This window comes from Enterovibrio nigricans DSM 22720 (genome assembly GCF_900167155.1).
GTDB lineage: Bacteria > Pseudomonadota > Gammaproteobacteria > Enterobacterales > Vibrionaceae > Enterovibrio > Enterovibrio nigricans.
In genome coordinates, this window is the sequence record NZ_FUXU01000069.1 from 1 (window position 1) to 21,655 (window position 21,655).

A 21,655-nucleotide genomic window follows, 5' to 3' on the forward strand; every position below is an offset into this window, starting at 1 on the left:
GACTGTAGAAGCCGGAGCTTCTCACCGTCAGGGCTGCGAATTTTACGCTGTCGGGCGATGAAGTCAAGAAGAAATTTTGCGGCATTTCCGCGTTGCTTTCGCAACCATCAAAACGTCTTGTTGACTTGCTTCTCTCGTTAAAGCGCGCTTACTAAGAAGTGGCTTTTTCGTTGAAGCGGGCGGCCATTTTACTGATTCGTTTCAACGCGTCAAGCGTTTATTTTCATTCAGTTTTGAAGCCTGTTCGCCGTACCGATTTCGTGGGCGTTTCCTTGTTGGAAGCCGCTCTCCGTGTCGGTGAAGCGGCATTATAGGGAGCGATGAAAAGTTGGCAAGGGCTTTTTTGCAGTTTTCTTAGGAAAACGGCGCGTTCGGTTATTTTTCAAGCAAAATAAGGCTAAAGGGACCCAAATTGTTCTGAAAACTCCTTCACTTTGTCCCAGTTAGTGTATTCCACCTCTTTCGTTGTGTCCGTCTCACCACCAGTGATGCGCATAATGAATTGAATCATCACACGATCAAACAGTCTGTAGCGGGGATAATAGAGCGCTCCCGCAAAGACGCCGATAACTTCAGGCTGCCAAGGAGACAACCTCAGAAATTTCTTCACATACACGCTTCCTTCCGGCGTGTCTTTACCCGGTTTACGCGCAGTAAGATTCACACAAAAAAAGGCTGCTTTACTTTGATTCAGGCTTGTAAGGTTCTTTTCTATATATTGGTAGAGCTTTTTGTTTAGATGTCCATATCGAATAGAAGCGCCGATCAATACCTTATCGTAGCCATCAAGGTTAACGTCAGGCATTGCATGCAAATCCACCAGCTCGCACTGATATTGATCAGAGAGTTCATTTTCAATAAAGCGAAGAATTTTTACTGTCTGCCCTTCACGACTGGAATGGAGTAAGAGTGCCTTTTTCATGTGTTTCCCTAAAAATGGTTAACTGCGCCAAAACGTCGGCGTAAACAATACCAACAACGTAAAGACTTCCAAACGACCAAACAGCATGGAAACGATCAATACCCACTTGGCCGAACTGTTTATATCACCAAAGTGTACCGCCACCTCTCCCAAACCAGGTCCTAGGTTGTTTAAGGTGGCAGCAACCGCTGAGAAGGCAGTGAGTTCATCAATGCCTGTAGCAATAAGGCAAAGCATACAAATGACAAAAACTAAGGCATAGGCAGAAAAGAATCCCCAAACCGCATCGACTACTTGTTGCGGCAGAGCTTTATTACCCACCTTTATGGTGTAAACAGCGCGAGGGTGAACCAAGCGTTTTAATTCACGAGAGCCTTGCAGTGATAACAACAAAATACGAATCACTTTCATGCCGCCCCCCGTCGATCCTGCACACCCTCCTATAAATGAAGAAAACAGAAGAAGAACGGGTAAAAACAGCGGCCAATCTGCAAAACTGGTTGTTGTATATCCTGCCGTTGTGGAAATCGAAACGGTTTGAAAAATCGCTTGGTTAAAAGCTTCAAATTCTGAGTCGTAGGTGCCGTGGTTCAAAAGCATCCAGAATACGATGGCTAGCATAATGATCTGAATAGCCACAAACGATCTGAATTCAGGGTCTTTAAAATAAAATCCCGGGTGCAACTTGCCACTTGCAAACGCCGCGAAATGAAGCGAAAAATTACACGCAGAAATAAAGAGAAAGAAGACAGTGATAAAGTTGATTGCCGGACTATTGAAATAACCCATACTCGCATCATGTGTAGAGAAACCACCAATTGCCACAGTCGAGAAGCTATGGCTGATAGCATCAAACACTGACATACCCGCCAACCAATACGCCGAAGCGCAAGAAACGGTCAGTGCTAAGTAGATATACCAAAGCGCTTTCGCCGTTTCGGCAATTCGGGGAGTCATTTTGCTGTCTTTAACTGGGCCTGGGATTTCCGCACGATACAACTGCATGCCACCGATACCCAGTACCGGCAAGATTGCCACTGCAAGTACAATGATCCCCATCCCACCAAACCATTGCAAAAGCTGACGATAAAAGAGTACCGCTTTGGGCAAATTGTCCAGCCCTACAATTACCGTTGCACCTGTTGTCGTCAGACCAGAAAATGATTCAAAAAAGGCATCGGTCACTGACATGTTGGGTTGTTCGGAGAGCATAAATGGAATGGAACCCGCGCTGCCGATTACCGTCCAGAATAAGACAACGATGAGGAAACCATCTCGCGCTTTCAATTCATGGCGAAATTGCCGATTTGGAAACCAGAGTAAGCCGCCACCAGCGAGAAGGAGAAAAAAAGTAAGGACAAACGGGAAACCTTCCCCGTCACGATAGATAAAAGCCACCACAGCTGGTGCCAGCATGGTGATACTAAAAAGGGCCAATAACAGCCCGACGATTCGGATGATTGAGCGAAATTGCATAGCCTAAAACGGCTCTTCCTTATATTCAGGTTATAACCTGAATTATTGATTATTATTTAATGCAACCATGCTTACCTGACCTCGGGAGCGGTTAACTATTTCTTCCGCGATCTGATCGGCACTCCGTGCATCCACTTCCACTGTCATCACCACATTATGGCTGAATTCAGTATTAACCTGAACCGCGTTATGGGAAGCCAGTATAGATTCAATTAGTGCAATGTGAGGGTATTCACAGCTTATTGTGAACTGCACCGTAATTGCCTTTTCGTTTGTTACCAATTGTGTGAGCGCGTGCTGAACTCCTCCGCCATAAGCTTTCACCAAGCCCCCCGTACCCAGACGAATACCACCATAGTACCGAGTAACAACAGCCGTGATTTCGCCTACTCCACTGCCGGTGAGCTGTGCAAGGATAGGTTTACCTGCCGTTCCTGATGGCTCGCCATCATCACTGAATCCCCAACTCATGGAATCTTCTGGGCGCCCAGCCACAAAAGCCCAACAGTTATGACGCGCATCCGCATGCTTCGCTTTAATTTCAGCGACAAATGCCTTCGCACTTTCAATGCTAGGTGTATGCGCTAAGTACGTAATAAAGCGGCTTTTCTTTATTTCTTCTTCCGTTACGACTGCCAAGGCAGGTATCAGATACGGAGCGTTATTCATACGGACCACCACGTCATGAAAAGGGGCGAAATGTTACCACAGGAATTTCCTCTTCCCCTTATTCGAATTAACTACAGTAATAATAAGCGTTTAGAGAACCCACCCCAACAGAAGATCACAAAATTCAAACAAGCGTTTAACATTTTTATTGCCTTTTCGTTCGGGGCGGCTCAGACTAAAACTCTGGTACAATCAGGATTTCCCCCTACATGAAGGTAAACCTAAACCAGACGAAGAGCTGGCAATACGGAGATAGAACATGATTTACCAAGGTGACACACTTTCCGTTCGCTATCTGGATGATGGTATTGCGGAACTAAAGCTTGATGCACCCGGTTCTGTTAACAAATTTGATCTCGCAACACTTGAGAGTTTGAATGAAGCACTCAATGCGTTAACGCAACAATCAAATGTAAAAGCCCTACTTCTCACATCCGCCAAACCTGCATTCGTGGTTGGGGCGGACATCACTGAGTTTCTCGGTTTGTTTGCAAAGCCAGAAGATGAATTGTCTGTGTGGCTTACCCATGCCAATGACATCTTCAACAAACTAGAAGATTTACCCTTTCCCACGGTTTCTGTCATTCGCGGTTTCGCGTTAGGCGGTGGCTGTGAATGCGTTCTTGCTACTGACTTTCGAATCGCAGATTCAACGGCTCGCATCGGCTTACCAGAAACCAAGCTCGGTATTATGCCGGGGTTTGGTGGTACCGTACGGATGCCACGTCTAGTTGGCGCGGATACTGCGATGGAACTCATCACCGCGGGCAAGGAAAGCAAAGCAGACGCAGCACTGAAAATTGGTTTAGTTGACGCGGTCACCGCACCGAGTGACCTAGAAGACGCTGCATTATCCCTTGTGAAGCAAGCCATTGAGGGAAAACTTGATTGGCAATCGCGTCGCGCCCAGAAAAAAGCCCCGCTGAAACTGAACAAAATTGAAGCCACCATGAGCTTCACCATGGCAAAAGGCATGGTCGCAAAAGTGGCAGGCCCACACTATCCAGCACCAATGACTGCAGTGGTATCCATTGAGGAAGCTTCTCGCTTTGGTCGTGACGATGCACTCATTGTAGAAAACAAACACTTTGTGAAACTCGCGAAAAATGACGTCACTCAGGCGTTGGTCGGCATATTCCTTAATGACCAATACCTCAAATCCAAAGCCAAGAAAGCAGCCAAAGAAGGCAAAGCAACTGAACGTGCCGCCGTATTAGGGGCTGGTATCATGGGGGGCGGCATCGCCTACCAGTCATCGAGTAAAGGCATCCCTGTTCTGATGAAGGACATCAGTCAGGTCTCACTTGAAACTGGCATGAAGGAGGCCTCTAAACTGCTGAACAAACAGCTTGAGCGTGGCCGCCTCAACGGCTCAAAAATGGCAGATATTCTCGCTTCAATCACCCCTAGCCTGCACTACGCAGGCATAGAACAATCCGATATTGTTGTTGAAGCCGTCGTTGAAAATCCAAAAGTGAAAGCTGCAGTACTGAGCGAGGTGGAACAACACCTACCAGAACATGCAGTATTGACGTCCAACACCTCGACCATTCCTATCGATCTACTCGCGCAATCGCTCAAGCGTCCACAAAACTTCTGTGGCATGCATTTTTTCAACCCAGTCCATCGCATGCCACTCGTTGAGATTATTCGGGGGAAAGATACATCTGACGAAACCATTGCCCGTGTCGTAGCTTATGCTGCCAAGATGGGCAAAAGCCCAGTGGTTGTGAATGACTGTCCGGGATTCTTCGTTAACCGTGTTCTCTTCCCTTATTTTGCAGGCTTTAGCTTGTTGCTGCGTGACGGTGCTGACTTCACCAAGATAGACAAAGTGATGGAGAAAAAATTTGGTTGGCCGATGGGTCCAGCCTACCTTCTTGATGTCGTCGGAATCGATACTGCGCATCACGCACAAGCCGTCATGGCTGAAGGTTTCCCCGAACGCATGGCGAAAAGCTATCGCGACGCGGTAGATGTGATGTTTGAAAGTCAACGCTTTGGTCAGAAAAACGGCATCGGTTTCTATCAGTACTCTGTTGATAAAAAAGGTCGATCTAAAAAGGACAAAGACGCTGATGTCGCTGGCCTTCTCGCCTCTGTTTTAGGGACGGCGACAAACTACAGCGATGAAGACATCATCAATCGTATGATGGTGCCGATGATCAACGAAGTGGTTCGATGCTTGGAAGAAGGCATCATCGCTTCACCTCAAGAAGCCGACATGGCACTGGTTTACGGATTAGGTTTCCCTCCTTTCCGTGGCGGCGTTTTCCGCTACCTAGATACCATTGGACTGGCAAACTATGTGGCAATTGCTGATAGCCTCACCAACTTGGGGCCAGCTTACGAGGTACCGCAAGGACTGCGCGACAAAGCCACTAAAGGCGAAGGATACTTTGATGCCCAACGACAGTCGGCTTAACCACAAGGAATTTAGAGGGAAAATATTATGAAAAACGTTGTGATTGTCGATTGTATCCGAACGCCAATGGGACGCTCAAAAGGCGGTGCATATCGACACACCCGCGCAGAAGATCTGTCTGCGCATCTGATGGCTTCATTACTTGCGCGTAATCCTCAGCTTGACCCAAATGAAATCGAAGACATTTACTGGGGCTGTGTGCAACAAACGTTAGAGCAAGGCTTCAACGTAGCACGCAATGCTGCTTTGCTTGCTGGGCTTCCCCACTCAGTGGCTGCAACCACCGTAAACCGCTTGTGCGGCTCCTCCATGCAGGCACTGCATGATGCTACGCGCACGATTATGGTCGGTGATGCCGATATCTGCTTGATTGGAGGGGTGGAACACATGGGCCACGTACCAATGACTCACGGTGTCGATTTCCATCCAGGTCTATCAAAGTCCGTCGCAAAAGCCGCAGGTATGATGGGACTAACCGCGGAAATGTTAGGCCGTATTCATGGGATAAGTCGCGAACAACAAGATACCTTTGCCGCCCGATCTCATCAGCGAGCTTACGCAGCAACAATAGAAGGCCGCTTTAAAAATGAAATCATGCCTACCGAAGCGCATGACGAAAGAGGCGGGCTGTTTTTGATGGAAGATGATGAAGTGATCCGTCCTGAAACCACGGTGGAAACCTTGTCAGCGTTACGTCCGGTGTTTGACCCTGTTAACGGGACAGTCACCGCAGGTACTTCTTCTGCCCTCTCAGATGGTGCCGCGGCCATGCTGGTTATGAGTGAAGAAAAAGCCAAAGCCCTTGGCGTGCCAATTCGCGCACGCATTCGTTCAATGGCCGTTGCTGGCTGCGACCCCTCCATCATGGGATATGGGCCGGTGCCTGCAACGCACAAAGCCATGAAACGTGCAGGTGTTACCATGGATAACATTGGCATGGTAGAGCTCAACGAAGCATTTGCCGCACAGTCTCTTCCTTGTGCAAAAGATCTTGGCTTACTGGATTACGTTGACGAGAAAGTTAACCTGAATGGCGGCGCCATTGCGCTTGGTCATCCCCTTGGTTGTTCAGGTGCACGGATATCGACTACGCTTATCAACCTGATGGAACACAATGATGTCGAGCTTGGACTCGCCACCATGTGTATCGGACTGGGCCAAGGGATAGCAACGGTGTTTGAGCGCGTTTAATACGCTTTACGCTAACGATGCCGGGCACACGCCCGGCATTTCCGTTTATGGCAATCCGTATGCTTGTAATGCATAAATTAAATGAATTTGTTTCATTATTTTCATGTTTTGTTTCGCTCTACACTTTAAGCATATTGATTCTCAACCAATTATCTTCTTCCCCCCTTCGGAGGACATGCCATGTTTAAGGCTCTCGTACTGGATCAAGCAGACAAAATCACCACATCTAGCATTCAAGAACTGGATGTAACTCAATTGCCTGAAGGTGATGTACTTATTGATGTCGATTACTCATCCCTAAACTACAAAGACGGTTTGGCGATCACAGGTAAAGGCAAAATCTGTCGTCAATTCCCAATGGTGCCAGGTATCGACTTGGTCGGTACGGTTGCAGAGTCTACTGATGCTCGCTATACCGCTGGTCAGAAAGTGGTACTAACAGGCTGGGGCGTTGGTGAAGGCCACTGGGGTGGCATGGCGCAAAAAGCACGCTTAAAAGCGGATTGGCTAGTTCCATTACCTGAAAAGCTCGCTGCTGATCAGGCAATGAAAATCGGTACCGCAGGCCTGACTGCAATGTTGTGTGTTCAAGCACTGCAAGATGCCGGCATCACGCCCGAGAAAGGCGAGGTTTTGGTTACTGGCGCAAGTGGCGGTGTAGGTTCTGTTGCAGTCACACTGCTCGCACAACTAGGCTTTACTGTTGTTGCCGTTACTGGCCGAGCAAGCGAAAACAGCGAATGGCTGAAAGCTTTGGGAGCAAACCGCGTTATTGAGCGCAGTGAATTTGATGAACCCGCGCGTCCGCTAGAGAAACAACTGTGGGCGGGTGCAGTAGATACTGTTGGTAGCAAAATGCTGGCAAAAGTGTTGGCACAGATGGATTACGACGGTGCGGTTGCAGCGTGTGGTTTAGCCGGAGGTTTCGACCTTCCAACAACCGTCATGCCATTTATCTTACGCGGTGTGAAACTGCTGGGTGTTGATTCTGTTTACGCGCCGTACGAGCGCCGTCAGCAAGCATGGTCTCGTATTTCTGATTTGCTACCATCAAGCTACTTCCAAGAGGGTTGTCGCGAAATTACACTGGAAGAAGTCCCTGAAGCAGCAGAAGCCATTACTAACGGTCAGATTAAAGGCCGCGTAGTGATTAAGCTCTAATCGCTATCAAGCTGTCAGAAAACAAAACGGAGCCCCAGGCTCCGTTTTTTGTATCGTTTGGATAAATCTACATGTCTAATTGCTTCAGACAACCTATTAGGCTCAAAGTGGCTGTTCAGACAAACCCCATATCTTTGATGCGACTCGCGATCAATCGTCCACACTCTTCTTTGATAAGATTTCTAAGCCAAACCTGCGCTGCGGAATGCTCTGTTCTCGGATGCCAGATCAACGAATAATCAAAAGGCTTGAATTCAAAAGGAAGCGGCTTGATCACCAAGTCATACTTCTCACCCACAAGATAAGCCAAGTCAGCAGGTACAGTGATGATGAGTGGCAAACTGTCCACCATCGCAATTGCCGCTTCCAAATGATAGGCACGCAGTGCCAGTTTAGGTTGTGGATGGCCGCGCAGAGCCTCATCAATAAGTGCTTTCACCCCGTCACTAATTGCGATAACGGCGTGTGGATAGGTTAAGTAATCTTCTAGCGTAAGCGTTTTGTCCGCCAATGGATGATGCTTCGCAACCAAACAAAACACACTCACCAACCCCAAGTTATCAGATTGCAATGGGTCAACAGGGCCAGTCGGACGGCATATCGCCATATCACACCCTTCGGTGGCCAACTGCCGCATCAATTGATCATGTTGCAACGGCGCAAACTCTAAAGATAAGCCAGGGGCTTCTTCATATATTCTTGGCAATGCAAACGGCAGAATGGTTTGCATTGCGTAGTCCGTCGTCGCTATTTTGAATGTCTGCTCGCACTTAGCGGGATCAAACTCTTCCGGCGACAACACAGTACAAAGTGCATCAAGTGGCGCGGTAAGCGACGCATTTAGTTCAAGCGCACGTTGAGTAGGAATGAGATATTGCCCATGCCGCGTAAACAATGGATCATTCGTTAAACTTCTTAAACGACCTAGAACGCGACTCATCGCAGATTGACTGAGGTTAAGACGAACGGCGGCCTTACTGACACTACCTTCTTCCAGTAAAACGCGCAGCGCAATAAGCAGGTTTAAATCGCGACGATAGATATCTTCAAGTTCCATAGAAAGCCTAAGAAGTGATATGTTCAGCCATTATACGCAAGCCTATCTTCGTCGTATGCCTTTCGTGACACAGACACCCGCTTTGCTGATCACGAAATTTAGGCAAAAAAAATCCCGCATGAAAGCGGGGAAGCCCAAGAAAACTGGGGACGAGTGTAGTCGATGAGTGAGTTAGTCTAGCTGTTTGTCCGTACCGAGAGACTTCTCCAAGACCTCGTTAACAGCTTGTTAAATAATTTACACAACAAATTTACAATTCCAACCCCTGTTGATTATTTAGTCTTCATAAGTATGATCAGGCCGACGTTTTCTATGTGAAAAATGAATATGAGCTCAGAATTTGAAAATCCGGATCACTCTTTAGATGCTTTGGGACTTCGCTGCCCCGAGCCAGTCATGATGGTAAGAAAGACGATTCGAAATATGGCCGATGGTGAAACCTTGCTGGTGACTGCAGATGATCCGTCGACCACACGTGATATCCCAAGCTTCTGTCGCTTTATGGATCACACTCTGGTCGCGCAATACTCAGATTCAAGTCCTTATAAGTACCTAATCAAAAAGGGTCTGTAAGGATCAAAAAGGCAGCTATTGCTGCCTTTTTGATCCTCCCCCGTCTAGTAAACCGACGTTTCTTCAACATCGTTCATTTTCCGCCGCAGCAATGCATTTTCATACTCTAGGTCACGCAGCATCTTTTTCATCGGTAGCACATACCTAACCCGCACCATTGCATCCACTGATAAGCAAGTGGTCACTATCACCCCTACCACCATTGGAAGCCACATATCCGTAAGAACCATGCCCAGTATGTTGAGGGCTAACGCAGTATGAAACAGCCACATCTGGCTTTTCGGGCTGATCGCAAGAAACCTGTCCATATCATGCTCCTAGATCACCATGTCTATACGTTCACGCTACCATGGTTTTCACAGGCAGGTTGTCGCCACAATCACACTATCTGCCGATCATTTTTATGGTTATTGCGTAACCCAAGTCGCGATAGCAAGCAGTGAAAACAGAGCCGCAGTGACATACCGAACAATGTTCAGTGGAAGCGCATTTGCCGCTTTTTTCCCCAACAACACAACCGGCACGTTAGCCAATAACATGCCTATTGTCGTACCAACAACAACCAGCCCCAAAGCGTCGGCGTTCTGAGCGCCAAGCATCGTTGTCGCGATCTGCGTTTTGTCACCGATTTCAGCAATGAAAAAAGCAATAAAACTCGCAACGAACGGCCCGCGATTTGTCGCATTCTCATCGTCATCTAGCTTATCAGGAACTAACACCCAAACTGCCATTGCGGTAAAACTGACAATCAGCCCCCAACGCAGAACTGATTCCGTCAAATGATCCGCTACAACCACACCCAGCCAAGCAGCGAGCGCATGGTTCAGTAGCGTAGCAAATAGAATCGCCAAAATGATGGGTATCGGTTTTCGATATCGGCTGGCCAACACCAGCGAAAGGAGTTGTGTTTTATCACCGATTTCCGCCAAAGCGACGGTGGCAATTGAAATAGCTAACACGCTCATTCTGTCTTCCAAGGGCGAGGTTTGTTATCGACAACCATGACACTTCTCACGCCCCGCCCGGTTCGTGGATAGTGTCATTGGTCTCGTCAAACCCACTGTCGTGTGTCGCCATTACCATGAAGCATTGTGGCTTTAACTATGTTGATAATGACCTCGCTGGCGCGAGAGACTACTCCCCAAGAGCGGTCGCATTCTAGCGTGTTGGCAAAGCGTAAAACAACCTAGACGAAACGAAGCTTTCGACCGCCCTCTCCACCTTTAATGCCAAAGGACAAAAAACCGCCATTACCCCTACTTATCCCAAGCCTAGCGCGTTATAATCGCATGTTATTTTCTTTTCAATTAACCGCGCGAACCTGACGATGCAAAAATTCGACGTTAAAACTTTTCAGGGCATGATCCTCGCGCTGCAGGATTACTGGGCCCAACAAGGCTGCACCATTGTGCAACCACTCGACATGGAGGTAGGTGCTGGCACCTCTCACCCAATGACTTGTCTGCGTGCAATTGGCCCAGAGCCAATCGCTGCCGCATACGTGCAACCTTCACGTCGTCCGACTGATGGCCGTTACGGTGAGAACCCTAACCGTCTTCAACATTACTACCAGTTCCAAACCATCATGAAGCCGTCTCCGGACAACATTCAGGAATTGTATCTGGGTTCGCTGCGTGTTCTGGGTATCGACCCAGAAGTACACGACATTCGCTTCGTAGAAGACAACTGGGAAAACCCTACACTGGGTGCTTGGGGTCTTGGCTGGGAAGTTTGGCTAAATGGTATGGAAGTCACTCAGTTCACTTACTTCCAACAAGTAGGTGGTCTTGAGTGTAAACCTGTTACCGGTGAAATCACTTACGGTATTGAACGACTGGCAATGTACATTCAAGGCGTAGACTCGGTTTACGATCTGGTTTGGACTGACGGCCCGTTTGGCAAAGTGACTTATGGTGACATCTTTCACCAAAACGAAGTTGAACAATCGACTTATAACTTCGAATACGCAGACGTGGACTTCCTGTTCACCTACTTCGACCAGTGTGAGAAAGAGTGTAAGACTCTGCTTGAGCTTGAGAAGCCACTTCCACTACCAGCGTACGAGCGCATTCTGAAAGCAGGCCATGCATTCAACCTGCTTGATGCACGTAAAGCGATTTCAGTGACTGAGCGTCAACGCTACATCCTGCGCATTCGCAACCTGACAAAGTCAGTTGCAGAGGCGTACTACGCATCACGAGAAGCGTTAGGCTTCCCAATGTGTAAGAAGGGTGAGGAGAAGTAAGATGGCAAAGAATTTTCTGATTGAGCTAGGTACAGAAGAGTTGCCACCAAAGCAACTTCGTACACTGGCAGAAGCGTTTGCAGCAAACTTCGAGCAAGGCTTGAAAGACGCTGAACTGACGCACGAAGGTGTAACTTGGTATGCGACCCCTCGCCGTCTTGCGCTTAAAGTGGCAGCGTTGGCAGACCAACAAGCTGACAAACTGGTTGAGAAACGTGGTCCAGCAGTCTCTGCAGCGTTTGATGCGGAAGGTAACCCAACCAAAGCTGCTCAAGGCTGGGCGCGTGGTTGTGGCATCACTGTCGATCAAGCGGAACGTCTGGCGACAGACAAAGGCGAATGGCTTCTGTTCAAACAAGAAGTCAAAGGCCAAAACAGCAAAGACATCGTTGTCGCACTGGCTGACAAAGCACTGGCTAACTTGCCAATTGCCAAGCCTATGCGTTGGGGCAACAAAGACATTCTGTTCATCCGCCCGGTTAAAACGCTGACCATCCTGATGGGTGACGAGCTGATTGAAGGCACCATCATGGGCGTCTCGTCTTCTCGTACACTTCGCGGTCACCGCTTCATGGGCGAAGCAGAATTCACGATCGACAATGCTGATCAATACCCTGCAATTCTTGAAGAGCGCGGCAAGGTCATGGCTGATTACGACGCTCGTAAAGCCCTGATCATTGCGGACTCTCAAAAAGCAGCAGAACTGGTTGGCGGTATTGCTGATCTTGATGACGACTTGGTTGAAGAAGTGACCTCTTTGGTTGAATGGCCAGTGGTACTTACCGCGACGTTTGAAGAAGAGTTCCTGAAGGTACCTGCAGAAGCACTGGTTTACACCATGAAAGGTGACCAGAAGTACTTCCCTGTTTACAGCGAAGACAAGCAACTGCTGCCTAACTTCATCTTCGTCTCTAACATCGAGTCTAAAGAGCCTCGCCATGTTATCGAAGGTAACGAGAAAGTGGTTCGCCCACGTCTTGCTGACGCCGAGTTCTTCTTCAACACTGACCGCAAGCGTCCCCTGATTGACCGCCTGCCTCAGCTTGAAACGGCTATCTTCCAGAAGCAACTGGGTACCATTAAAGACAAGACAGACCGCATTACTGAGCTTGCTGGCTACATCGCTGACAAGATTGGTACAGACGTTGAGAAAGCACAACGTGCCGGCCTGTTGGCGAAGTGTGACCTGATGACCTCAATGGTATTCGAATTCACCGACACCCAGGGTGTCATGGGCATGCACTATGCACGCCACGACGGTGAAGCTGAAGAAGTAGCAGTCGCACTGAACGAACAGTACATGCCGCGTTTCGCAGGTGATGAACTGCCAAGCAATGGCGTCTCATCGGCACTGGCAATGGCAGACAAGCTGGACACTATCGTAGGTATCTTCGGTATTGGCCAAGCACCAAAAGGTTCTGACCCATTCGCACTGCGCCGTGCTTCTCTGGGTGTGCTGCGTATTATCGTTGAATACGGTTACGATCTGGACCTGACTGATCTTATCGCGAAATCAAAGTCACTGTTCGCCAATGAAGATGGCACTAGCCGCCTAACGAACGACAAGGTCGAAACAGACGTCATTGAATTCATGCTGGGTCGTTTCCGTGCATGGTACCAAGACGAAGGCCACAGTGTTGATGCTATCCAAGCTGTGCTTGCGATGAACCCTACTCAACCGGCTGACTTCGACAAGCGCGTGAAAGCCGTAACACACTTCCGTTCACTGGATGCAGCAGAGTCTCTGGCTGCAGCGAATAAGCGTGTTGGTAATATCCTCGCGAAATTCGACGGTGAACTATCAGCAACAATCAACAGCGAACTGCTGGTTGAAGACGCAGAGAAAGCACTGGCTGAGAAAGTTACCGCTATGGTAGAGGCACTGAAGCCTGTATTCGCAGCAGGTGACTACCAAGCCGCGCTAACTCAACTTGCTGACCTGCGAGAGCCTGTTGATACCTTTTTCGACAACGTCATGGTGATGGCAGAAGACGAAGCGCTGAAAGCGAACCGTCTGGCTCTGCTGAACACCCTGCGTAGTCAGTTTATGAATGTTGCAGACATCTCTCTGCTTCAGAAATAAACCTCTGTCGCTGACAATAAAAGCCTCGCATATGCGGGGCTTTTTATTACCCCAAAACCGTCATCTCACCTCCTATGTTCCACGTGGAACACATCAGTATTTAGTACTTAAAAACCCGAAACTATCCTTCTCAATTATGTCCTAGAAATTGGTTTTAAAATGCTCAACGGTTAAGGTATTGTGGAGCGAATACAACAAGGATTGAACAGCGATAAGGTTACGCATTCATGCAGTTTTCTAAGTTCGGCACCAAATTTTCTCACCACTCTGGCATTACACAATTGATGGACGATCTGAATGATGGATTACGAAATCCAGACGCCATCATGCTCGGTGGTGGGAATCCAGCAGCAATTCCAGAAATGATAAGCCACTTTGATGCGCTCACTCGTCGTATGCTTGATGACGGTTCTCTTGTCGCTGCCCTCGCCAACTATGACGGCCCACAGGGAAAAACAGACTTTATAGCGGCCTTGGCAGAGATGCTGAACAAAACTTTGGGTTGGGAGATTTCACCAAAAAACATCATGCTCACCAACGGCAGCCAATGTGCCTTTTTTTATCTGTTCAATCTTTTTGGCGGACAATATGACGATGGCAGCTTTAAGAAAATCTTACTGCCACTGACCCCAGAGTATATTGGCTATGCCGATTCTGGACTCGATCCAGATATCTTCACCAGTTTCAAACCTACTATTACGCAATTGGACAATCGACAGTTTAAATACCATGTAGATTTCGAAGCGTTGGAAATAGATGACACCATCGCGGCGATTTGTGCGTCTCGCCCAACTAATCCAACGGGCAATGTGCTGACTGACGAAGAGATAGCAAAACTCGATAAGCTCGCGCGCAAACATGATATACCGCTTATCATCGACAACGCATACGGCGTGCCCTTCCCCAACATCATCTTTGAAGATGTGAAGCCATTTTGGAATGACAACACCATTCTGTGTTCTAGCCTCTCTAAACTCGGTCTTCCAGGTGTACGCTGCGGCATTATCATCGCGAGCGAAGACATCATTACCTCGCTGACAAACATCAACGGCATCGTCAGTTTGGCACCTTGTGGCGTTGGTCCTGCCCTAGCACTTGAGATGATCAAGACCGGTGATTTGTTGTCACTGAGTGAAAATGTCATTAAGCCTTTCTATCAAGACAAGGCTGAGCGAACCGTTCAAAAATTATTGGATGCTATCCCCGACTCGCGTTTCAAAATTCATAAACCAGAGGGCGCCATATTCCTATGGCTGTGGTTTGACGAACTCCCTATCACCACTAAAGAACTATATTCGCGATTAAAGCAACGCGGCCTGCTCGTTGTTCCGGGTGAGTATTTCTTCTTTGGTTCAGAACTTGATTGGGACCATACCCACCAGTGCCTGCGTATGAACTATGTTCAGGACGATGACAAGATACAGAAAGGTATTGCGATTCTTGCCGAAGAAATCGAACGCGCTTACAACGAAGGCTAGTGTTTCACGTGGAACATATCTATGAGATGTATGACGCCACTATGAGCAATGAATCCGAAATCACTATTGAAAGAGCCGAAGGCCAGATCAGTGGCTCACTTCTCATCTCTGAAAATACAATCAACCCAGCCATTTCTATCATCATTTCAGGTTCTGGACCGACAGACAGAAACGGAAATCAGAGCGGATTACACAATGACAGTTTGAAGAAGATCTCCACCCGCTTATTTGAAAATGGCTGTGCAACATTTCGTTTTGATAAGCGTGGCATTGCGCAATCTGTTTTTCCATCACTAACAGAAAGTGACCTGACGATTGACGTCTACGTAAGGGATATTCTGGCTATCGCAGAAACGCTCAGACACGATTATGGCTTTAAAAACATCAATCTTATTGGGCATAGCGAAGGTGGCATTATCGCCCTTTTGGCAGCGCAAAAAATGCAAGTAGACAAACTCGTACTGTTGGCGACACCTGCAAGACCTATGAGCGAATCGTTGATTCAACAATACCGAGAAAGAGCTCCCCACTTAGCCAATGATGTTGAAGCCGCCCTCGCGAGCATTAAAAATGGACATGTGTAGTTCGCTATCCCAATGAGCACATTGAAATGCTGTTTCGACCTTCAGTCATTCCCTACTTAGCCTCGTGCTATTTTATCGAGCCAATGAGAATTGCTAAGTCTCTTAATCAAACTGCCCATGTCATTCAGGGTGACAATGACGTTCAAGTCGATGCAGAAAACGGTGAGCTATATAGAGAAGCACTCGGTGAGCGTGCCATAGTCACACGATGTGAGCACATGAATCACGTGCTAGTGAAAACGCCGCGAGAGTTAGAAGAAAACATGGCGTCTTACAACAATCCGCTTCTTCCTCTACACCACCAGCTAGAACGCGCCATTACTGCCGCGTTAAGTACAATAAAATCAAACACTTAAATGACAAAGTTGCGCTACGCAAAAAAACGCCGCTAATGCGGCGTTTGATACTCAGAATTTACGTAGTGTGGGATCTCATGATTCATGAACTCAAGAGCCTAGATATTACAAGCCAGCTCAAGGGTTATGAAATTTTAGTGCAAACCAAAAATTTCATAATTTGTGACTCTTTCACCATCAAATCTCGCTATTCGTGAACTCAGCCAATTCTATTATAGAAATCATTAACCCAAGGTGACTGCTCATCTTGCCTGAACACTAAATATAAATATTGCTTAGGCCTTGTAACTCCAACATAAAAAAGCCTTCGGGCTTCTCTTAAGCTCCTCTCATTTTGAGAATCTTGCCAATTGGGTAATATATTATTATTAACACCAAACATTATTACTGCTTCAAACTCACGTCCTTTAGAGCTGTGCAAAGTGCTAAGAGTCATGCGACCAGAATCATTAATGCGACCAGCGAAGACTTTCAGGGGCATATCTAATCCTTGCTTTGGATTAGTTCTCTCAATCAACGTTAAACATAGATCCCATTCTTGGTGAACATTTCGGCACACCAGCTTCCATGGCTCAACCAATTCCACCAACAGTCGGCGCAGCCAAAGGTTGGTGGATTCCTGCATACCTACCCCACTTTGAAGGAAGTCCATCAATTGGTCTGAAATCAAATCTTTTTCAGCATCAATCGAATTTCCACCATATACCAACGACACAGCTTCTTTATGTAACCGTTGAAATGAAGGATTTGCCTCAATCCAGCCTCCTGTAGTCCAACTAGCACAGGCTTCAATAAAGCGAGCAAGACGCGAACTCCTAGAGATTAAAGCGTTTCTATCCGTTCGCAAATATGGAATAGTCGATGAATCGAGCGCATCTGTGAGTTTATCTCCAAGCCAAACAGCCCGATACAAAACAGCTATTTGCTCTGGCTTGAGTCCATTTGAAAATAGGTAAGGGATTAGCTCTTTTACAATATAGGCTGCTTGCCCATCAATGTTGCTGACCACTGGCACAAAGTGAACTTCACCTTCCGTGACTCCATTTAATCCCTGGTAGTCTCGCTCTTCACCAAGTGCTCCCAATGAGCCCCGTATTATTTTACTTCCGGAACGGTAGTTGAGACGGAGTCTAACTGTGGAAACATCTGCTCTTTTAGTCAGGCCATCAAGAAGATCTGGATTAGCTCCAGTAAAACCATAGATAGACTGATCAACATCCCCCACGGCAAATAAGCGAATCCCACTTTCAAAGCAAAGTAGCATTACCAGTTCATGAAGAGCGTGACCCAAATATTGATATTCATCGACAAATAGTACCGGGAATCGAGATAGAAGAGCTCGCCGTATCCAAAGATGCTCTTTAACCAGTCGATAAGCAATTAAAGGCATATCATCAAAATCGATAAGCCCATTAAACCGCAGTACCGCCTCATAAGCCTCAATAAAACGTGCTAATTCTTCATTCTGCCCGCGCCAGTTTTGGAGTTCTCTATCTATATGTTTCCTGCGCTTTTCAGCAGCCATTTGCCAGTGCTGATGGGGATTTCCTCCGTCATTAAATACCTTAAGGTAAGCAACTTCGACCGCCGAACGGCACTCAGCAGCCGTTGCTACGCGATAACTGGGGGGCAAGAGACCCGGTACACAACGAGAATATGGTGAAAGGATCTGAGTTAAAGCAAAACTATGGACAGTACCGATAAAAACACGCTCATTGGCTGTGATGCCAAGCTTAACCAAGCGAGATTCCAGCTCAAGTGCGCATTCATTATTATAGGTAATGCATGCTACACCACGAGGCTCAGCCACTTCTTCCGATAGTAATCTCCCCATCGTGATAGTAAGTGTTTTGGTTTTACCACTTCCCGGACCTGCAAGCACAACACAATGACCAGCTGAATGCGCGGCTTGCCACTGCTCAGGGTTACTCCTGAGATCCTCTAAAGCTAATTCAAGAGATCTCGGCCTAGATACGGGCAACCACAAATCTGATCGCAGACGCAATGTATTCTGGCGGTGTCAGCCCTACTGCCTTTTTGGCAAGTTTACTACTCAGCCGCCCTTTACCTATGTCCGACACCATTGATAATAAGTGGCCAGGGTCAATTGGATTGCCAGCCTTCCACGCATCAATTCTCGCCTTGCGCGTGGCACCAAAGCCTTGTTCGTTCAATATATCCAAAAGAGCATTCTGTAAGTTAGGTGTATGAGCTACTGCTACTTCAAAGGTTCGGTCGTTCAAAAAGATCCCAGCGTTTGACCAACCTCTATAGAAATTATAAAAATCAGTCTCCATCCACTTAACTCTTTCTTGAGCGCTCATAGGCTCGATACCAGATACTTCTAGAAAGGCCTCCCAGATTCCTAAAGTTCTTTCTTTTCCAAGAGCGGGTTTAGTCCCATCAAGTGGATCCCAATCCGTGACAACAGAAAAAGGTAATCCAAGACATGCTACCAATTTCACATAAGGCTTAAAATTGACGCCAGCCACATTGCAAACGGTGATACCTAATTGATCTAAATTGCACCCAATGCTTTCTGCAAACACAGGCACCAAAGCTTCCTCAGCATCCCCCTCAACAAAGATAACTCCTCTAGAGAACAGTAATTCTGAACGGGTTGCCGTTAAATAACGTTCAATATCTTCAAGTTCATCTCCTGTCACTGGAAGCTGAGCTAGTGAAAATGCACGGCTAGAGCCATCCTTACACCGTAAGTTGATAATAGACTTGAGTGGAACAACAGCCGCAAGAGTAGGTGAATGACTCGATACAATAAGCGATTGATCTGCTGCATTATCATTAAAAAGCTTATCAAACACTGAACGCTGGAGCTGTGGGTGAAGATGGGCTTCAGGCTCTTCGATACATAGAACCGAGTAGTTGCGCTCATTTTTCTTACGAAGCCAACTAAACTCGGCTAGCTTGAGCGCTAACAAAGCTACGTTAGCAGAGCCTAAACTGGCTTCAGCTATTCCGCGCTTACCATCATCAATAAAGAGGGATATAGCTCGAAATAGCCGCATAGGATCAGAAGGTGAAAAGCGAAGGCGCGCATCAAGATCCTGAGCTTTTCCGGAAAGCTCTAAAATCCCATTTCTCAGGGTATCCTCAAGCTCCTTAACTGGTTCAAATGATTCTACCTTGGTATTTGCAGCCTCTAAGGTGCCGGCAACGTCAGCAAGAGCAGCTCGATCAACAGACCCGATAGCTTCTTCCAATAAAGGACGCAAAGGAGAATTTCGCCATGATGCAAGCTGTCCTTCCGCATCACGTAAAGCATGAAGCATATCCAAAGATATCCGTCGACGAACTCTACTAGGTATAGAGCGCGTTTCATCGCCCCCTCCGAAGACTAAAAACTCATAGTCCTCACTGGAGTTTGGAACTCCTTGCAATCCTGCCTTTGGCCTAAACACATAACTCAATCTCGCCACTGTTGGGTTATCCGCTCTACGAAAGTCTGTTAACAAAGCGGCGAGAGATACATCATCGTCAAATTCTGAAAAGTCTAGGTGTATCTCTACCTGCGGCGTCTGAGCTAAATCACAACCATCCCATAAGTCTGATAACTTTAGATGCCGTGCCGAATCAGAAAGAGAAGAATCAAGCACCAACCTTATCGCATAGAGTAGGTTACTCTTTCCAATTCGGTTTTCCCCCAGAAGCACTATATTTCGAGCCAACGGGATATTGATCGATTCAAAATTGCGAAAGTTCTTAATGATTAGATTGGAAAGATGCACATCTTACTCCCTGATGCTGGTCTACTCCCATGCTAACAGATCTTTCCACGGCCCAGTAAGTAAACGAGTATATTGCTGAATCATTAGTGCAATAACTCATTCAAAGATATTCGACTAAAATTTGAATATCGGAAAGCAGCTCCTTTGAATACACCTTCTGCCTGAGCGGCTTTTCCCAGCCCTGATCCAACGGGTATATCCCTATACTGGCAAAATACGACATCAACGCTCTCGAACTCAAATTCGTCTTCTTCGCCAACTTCGACAACAAAATGTACTTCTGCTGAAACTGTTCAATGTTGGTTTGTGTAAGCCATCGCGTAGCTCCCTCCGGTGGCGAGGATAGTTCAAGCAAGCCAGCCTCCACCAACTGATAAGCAAACTCCTGTTGGATCTTCATTATCTTTGCAGCAACTGGGATGCTAATAACATTGCTTCTGAATTTCTTCTTCTCATACCAGGCTAAAAACTCAGACTGAGAGAACAGCATGGAAGACAAGCCTGAGCCGGATTCAAGTCTGGCAGCAACTGTTAGCTCCTGGTCTTTAACCGCTTGTAGGATAGTGATCAGAGGATCGTCAATTTGGCCCCCAAAGTATTGAAGTAAGTGAGGTAGTGACCAGTGATCTCCGGGGCTATTCGAAACTTCATCTAAGAGTGAATCACGGTAGTGGTAGATATCATCTCTGTAGAATTGCCATTTAGAGCCACCTTGCTCATTAGGCTTTGAAATTACATCAAAGCCCTCGACCTCTCTTAACCTGGCAAACTGAGCCTTGGTTAAACCCAGAACAGATGCAGCATCTTTAGCGGACAGTAGACTTTTTAATCTATCTTCTCTGGCTATCAAGTCCGGTTTGTAGACTACCGTCACTACTCGCTTTTCTTTCTCTAGTGATTCACTTCTAACAAGCCGTTGCTCGATTGCTGACTTCAGCGTGCTCTTATGTATCTCAAACTCACGACATGCCTGCTGTAACGGTATCCAGGGATGGTCATCAATCGTTCTAGAAGAAAAATGACTGTTTCTTCTGCTTAGCGGCTTCGTCCAGTACCTGTTTATGTACTGTTCAATCAACTGGCGATACTTATGAAATTCCTGGCCCGAGAAACGGTCAAAAAACTCCAGATAGAAGTGGCTGAAATGGTCGGATACTTGAGGTGCGTTAGGTGTGACTCCATGTATTTTTTTCAAAAAACTAAAGAAGCCAGCTTTGCCCGTAAAAAGGGCTTCACTGGCATCATCTATATACTCTCTCGCATACACAAAATCCGACAAGTCTATCTGGGGTACCATTTGCTCCCTTTGCTCTTTATCTATCCACCGGATAGTAGATCTAACGAGTTGAATTCGGCTAGCCATATCGAGTTCATCAGGGTTTTCGAGAAGCCGTAGTGCTTCGTCATCCATATTGCTGTAATCGCCTTCAACGAAACGCTGAAGATTAATCACATCCTGAGAGCAGGCTTCCGGTTTCGCTTCACTGAAGGCTTTACCACATGAACAGGCATCGATCTTATGGTTCTTAACCTCTAAAGGACTCTTACAGAACTCACACTGGTAACTCAGCCAAACACCATGATGAGGACAGCACATTGAGACTTTGATCGGCTTTGTTGCTTAATTCGGTTGGAAGACATGGCAGCCTAAAGTTGTTCGGTTCTTAAGCAATATACTGAGTTTCAGGC

General features: G+C 47.0%; 18 protein-coding genes. 9 read left to right on the forward strand and 9 right to left on the reverse strand.

Annotation, left to right across the window (positions count from 1 at the left end; genetic code table 11):
• Nucleotides 1-397: 397 nt before the first annotated feature.
• Genes hemG through B5D35_RS18165 form a run of 3 tightly spaced genes read right to left on the reverse strand, consistent with a single transcriptional unit; the run spans nt 398 to nt 3,067 of the window.
• Nucleotides 398-922, reverse strand: a complete 525-nt coding sequence (gene hemG, locus B5D35_RS18155; protein WP_078753940.1) for a menaquinone-dependent protoporphyrinogen IX dehydrogenase — start codon at nt 920-922, stop codon at nt 398-400.
• An 18-nt stretch (nt 923-940) separates the two neighbouring features.
• Complete coding sequence (locus B5D35_RS18160) at nt 941-2,398, reverse strand: TrkH family potassium uptake protein (protein WP_078753941.1); 1,458 nt, start codon at nt 2,396-2,398, stop codon at nt 941-943.
• Between the two features lie 42 nt (nt 2,399-2,440).
• Entirely contained in the window at nt 2,441-3,067 is a 627-nt protein-coding gene (locus B5D35_RS18165) for a YigZ family protein (RefSeq protein WP_078753942.1), read from the reverse strand.
• Nucleotides 3,068-3,326: 259 nt separating this feature from the next.
• Here B5D35_RS18165 and fadB point away from each other — a divergent pair, with 259 nt between their 5' ends.
• From fadB to acuI, 3 genes are all read left to right on the forward strand, one after another.
• Nucleotides 3,327-5,492: a fatty acid oxidation complex subunit alpha FadB gene (fadB, locus tag B5D35_RS18175; protein ID WP_078753944.1), complete on the forward strand. Its 2,166-nt coding sequence runs from the start codon at nt 3,327-3,329 to the stop codon at nt 5,490-5,492.
• Between the two features lie 27 nt (nt 5,493-5,519).
• On the forward strand, nt 5,520-6,683 hold the full coding sequence (fadA, locus tag B5D35_RS18180) for an acetyl-CoA C-acyltransferase FadA (RefSeq protein ID WP_078753945.1): 1,164 nt from the start codon (nt 5,520-5,522) through the stop codon (nt 6,681-6,683).
• Between the two features lie 180 nt (nt 6,684-6,863).
• A complete protein-coding gene (gene acuI, locus B5D35_RS18185) occupies nt 6,864-7,844 on the forward strand; it encodes an acrylyl-CoA reductase (NADPH) (RefSeq protein WP_078753946.1) in 981 nt (326 codons plus the stop codon).
• Between the two features lie 115 nt (nt 7,845-7,959).
• Here the strand turns inward: acuI and B5D35_RS18190 are convergent, their stop codons facing one another.
• A complete protein-coding gene (locus B5D35_RS18190; RefSeq protein WP_078753947.1) occupies nt 7,960-8,901 on the reverse strand; it encodes a LysR family transcriptional regulator in 942 nt (313 codons plus the stop codon).
• Between the two features lie 327 nt (nt 8,902-9,228).
• On the opposite strand from B5D35_RS18190, the gene tusA reads away from it, so the two are divergent.
• On the forward strand, nt 9,229-9,474 hold the full coding sequence (gene tusA / locus B5D35_RS18195; RefSeq protein ID WP_078753948.1) for a sulfurtransferase TusA: 246 nt from the start codon (nt 9,229-9,231) through the stop codon (nt 9,472-9,474).
• Nucleotides 9,475-9,518: 44 nt separating this feature from the next.
• On the opposite strand, the gene B5D35_RS18200 is transcribed toward tusA, so the two are convergent.
• Together B5D35_RS18200 and B5D35_RS18205 are read right to left on the reverse strand one after the other, a co-directional pair.
• A complete protein-coding gene (locus tag B5D35_RS18200; protein WP_078753949.1) occupies nt 9,519-9,782 on the reverse strand; it encodes a hypothetical protein in 264 nt (87 codons plus the stop codon).
• Between the two features lie 99 nt (nt 9,783-9,881).
• Complete coding sequence (locus B5D35_RS18205) at nt 9,882-10,439, reverse strand: TMEM165/GDT1 family protein (RefSeq protein WP_078753950.1); 558 nt, start codon at nt 10,437-10,439, stop codon at nt 9,882-9,884.
• Nucleotides 10,440-10,801: 362 nt separating this feature from the next.
• Between B5D35_RS18205 and glyQ the strand changes: the two genes are divergently transcribed.
• The 5 genes from glyQ to B5D35_RS18230 all read left to right on the forward strand — a co-directional run bounded on the left by glyQ (nt 10,802) and on the right by B5D35_RS18230 (nt 16,220).
• Nucleotides 10,802-11,719, forward strand: coding sequence for a glycine--tRNA ligase subunit alpha (gene glyQ, locus B5D35_RS18210; protein ID WP_078753951.1), 918 nt, complete (start codon nt 10,802-10,804; stop codon nt 11,717-11,719).
• Between the two features lies 1 nt (nt 11,720).
• Entirely contained in the window at nt 11,721-13,802 is a 2,082-nt protein-coding gene (gene glyS, locus B5D35_RS18215) for a glycine--tRNA ligase subunit beta (RefSeq protein ID WP_078753952.1), read from the forward strand.
• Nucleotides 13,803-14,029: 227 nt separating this feature from the next.
• The gene (locus B5D35_RS18220; protein ID WP_078753953.1) at nt 14,030-15,280 is read left to right on the forward strand and encodes a valine--pyruvate transaminase; all 1,251 of its coding nucleotides are present in this window, start codon (nt 14,030-14,032) and stop codon (nt 15,278-15,280) included.
• A 41-nt stretch (nt 15,281-15,321) separates the two neighbouring features.
• A complete protein-coding gene (locus tag B5D35_RS18225) occupies nt 15,322-15,864 on the forward strand; it encodes an alpha/beta hydrolase (RefSeq protein WP_157828397.1) in 543 nt (180 codons plus the stop codon).
• Nucleotides 15,865-15,890: 26 nt separating this feature from the next.
• Nucleotides 15,891-16,220 (forward strand): hypothetical protein, encoded by a 330-nt coding sequence (locus B5D35_RS18230; RefSeq protein ID WP_078753955.1) that lies wholly within the window; start codon nt 15,891-15,893, stop codon nt 16,218-16,220.
• Between the two features lie 199 nt (nt 16,221-16,419).
• Here B5D35_RS18230 and B5D35_RS18235 read toward each other — a convergent pair whose 3' ends face one another.
• The 3 genes from B5D35_RS18235 to B5D35_RS18245 all read right to left on the reverse strand — a co-directional run bounded on the left by B5D35_RS18235 (nt 16,420) and on the right by B5D35_RS18245 (nt 21,377).
• Entirely contained in the window at nt 16,420-18,225 is a 1,806-nt protein-coding gene (locus B5D35_RS18235; RefSeq protein ID WP_342068301.1) for an ATP-dependent helicase, read from the reverse strand.
• The gene (locus B5D35_RS18240) at nt 18,188-19,966 is read right to left on the reverse strand and encodes an ATP-dependent nuclease (protein WP_078753957.1); all 1,779 of its coding nucleotides are present in this window, start codon (nt 19,964-19,966) and stop codon (nt 18,188-18,190) included. The genes B5D35_RS18235 and B5D35_RS18240 overlap by 38 nt, the downstream gene beginning before the upstream one ends.
• 100 nt (nt 19,967-20,066) lie before the next feature.
• Nucleotides 20,067-21,377 (reverse strand): hypothetical protein, encoded by a 1,311-nt coding sequence (locus B5D35_RS18245; RefSeq protein WP_078753958.1) that lies wholly within the window; start codon nt 21,375-21,377, stop codon nt 20,067-20,069.
• Nucleotides 21,378-21,655: the final 278 nt, after the last annotated feature.

Coding starts and splice junctions, on each gene's coding strand:
- B5D35_RS18230 (WP_078753955.1), top strand. CDS start 15,891: ATGCTGTTTCGACCTTCAGTCATTCCCTACTTAGCCTCGTGCTATTTT.
- tusA (WP_078753948.1), top strand. CDS start 9,229: ATGAGCTCAGAATTTGAAAATCCGGATCACTCTTTAGATGCTTTGGGA.
- B5D35_RS18200 (WP_078753949.1), bottom strand. CDS start 9,782: ATGGACAGGTTTCTTGCGATCAGCCCGAAAAGCCAGATGTGGCTGTTT.
- B5D35_RS18220 (WP_078753953.1), top strand. CDS start 14,030: ATGCAGTTTTCTAAGTTCGGCACCAAATTTTCTCACCACTCTGGCATT.
- fadA (WP_078753945.1), top strand. CDS start 5,520: ATGAAAAACGTTGTGATTGTCGATTGTATCCGAACGCCAATGGGACGC.
- B5D35_RS18165 (WP_078753942.1), bottom strand. CDS start 3,067: ATGAATAACGCTCCGTATCTGATACCTGCCTTGGCAGTCGTAACGGAA.
- B5D35_RS18160 (WP_078753941.1), bottom strand. CDS start 2,398: ATGCAATTTCGCTCAATCATCCGAATCGTCGGGCTGTTATTGGCCCTT.
- B5D35_RS18225 (WP_157828397.1), top strand. CDS start 15,322: ATGAGCAATGAATCCGAAATCACTATTGAAAGAGCCGAAGGCCAGATC.
- hemG (WP_078753940.1), bottom strand. CDS start 922: ATGAAAAAGGCACTCTTACTCCATTCCAGTCGTGAAGGGCAGACAGTA.
- B5D35_RS18245 (WP_078753958.1), bottom strand. CDS start 21,377: ATGGATGACGAAGCACTACGGCTTCTCGAAAACCCTGATGAACTCGAT.
- B5D35_RS18205 (WP_078753950.1), bottom strand. CDS start 10,439: ATGAGCGTGTTAGCTATTTCAATTGCCACCGTCGCTTTGGCGGAAATC.
- acuI (WP_078753946.1), top strand. CDS start 6,864: ATGTTTAAGGCTCTCGTACTGGATCAAGCAGACAAAATCACCACATCT.
- B5D35_RS18190 (WP_078753947.1), bottom strand. CDS start 8,901: ATGGAACTTGAAGATATCTATCGTCGCGATTTAAACCTGCTTATTGCG.
- glyQ (WP_078753951.1), top strand. CDS start 10,802: ATGCAAAAATTCGACGTTAAAACTTTTCAGGGCATGATCCTCGCGCTG.
- glyS (WP_078753952.1), top strand. CDS start 11,721: ATGGCAAAGAATTTTCTGATTGAGCTAGGTACAGAAGAGTTGCCACCA.
- fadB (WP_078753944.1), top strand. CDS start 3,327: ATGATTTACCAAGGTGACACACTTTCCGTTCGCTATCTGGATGATGGT.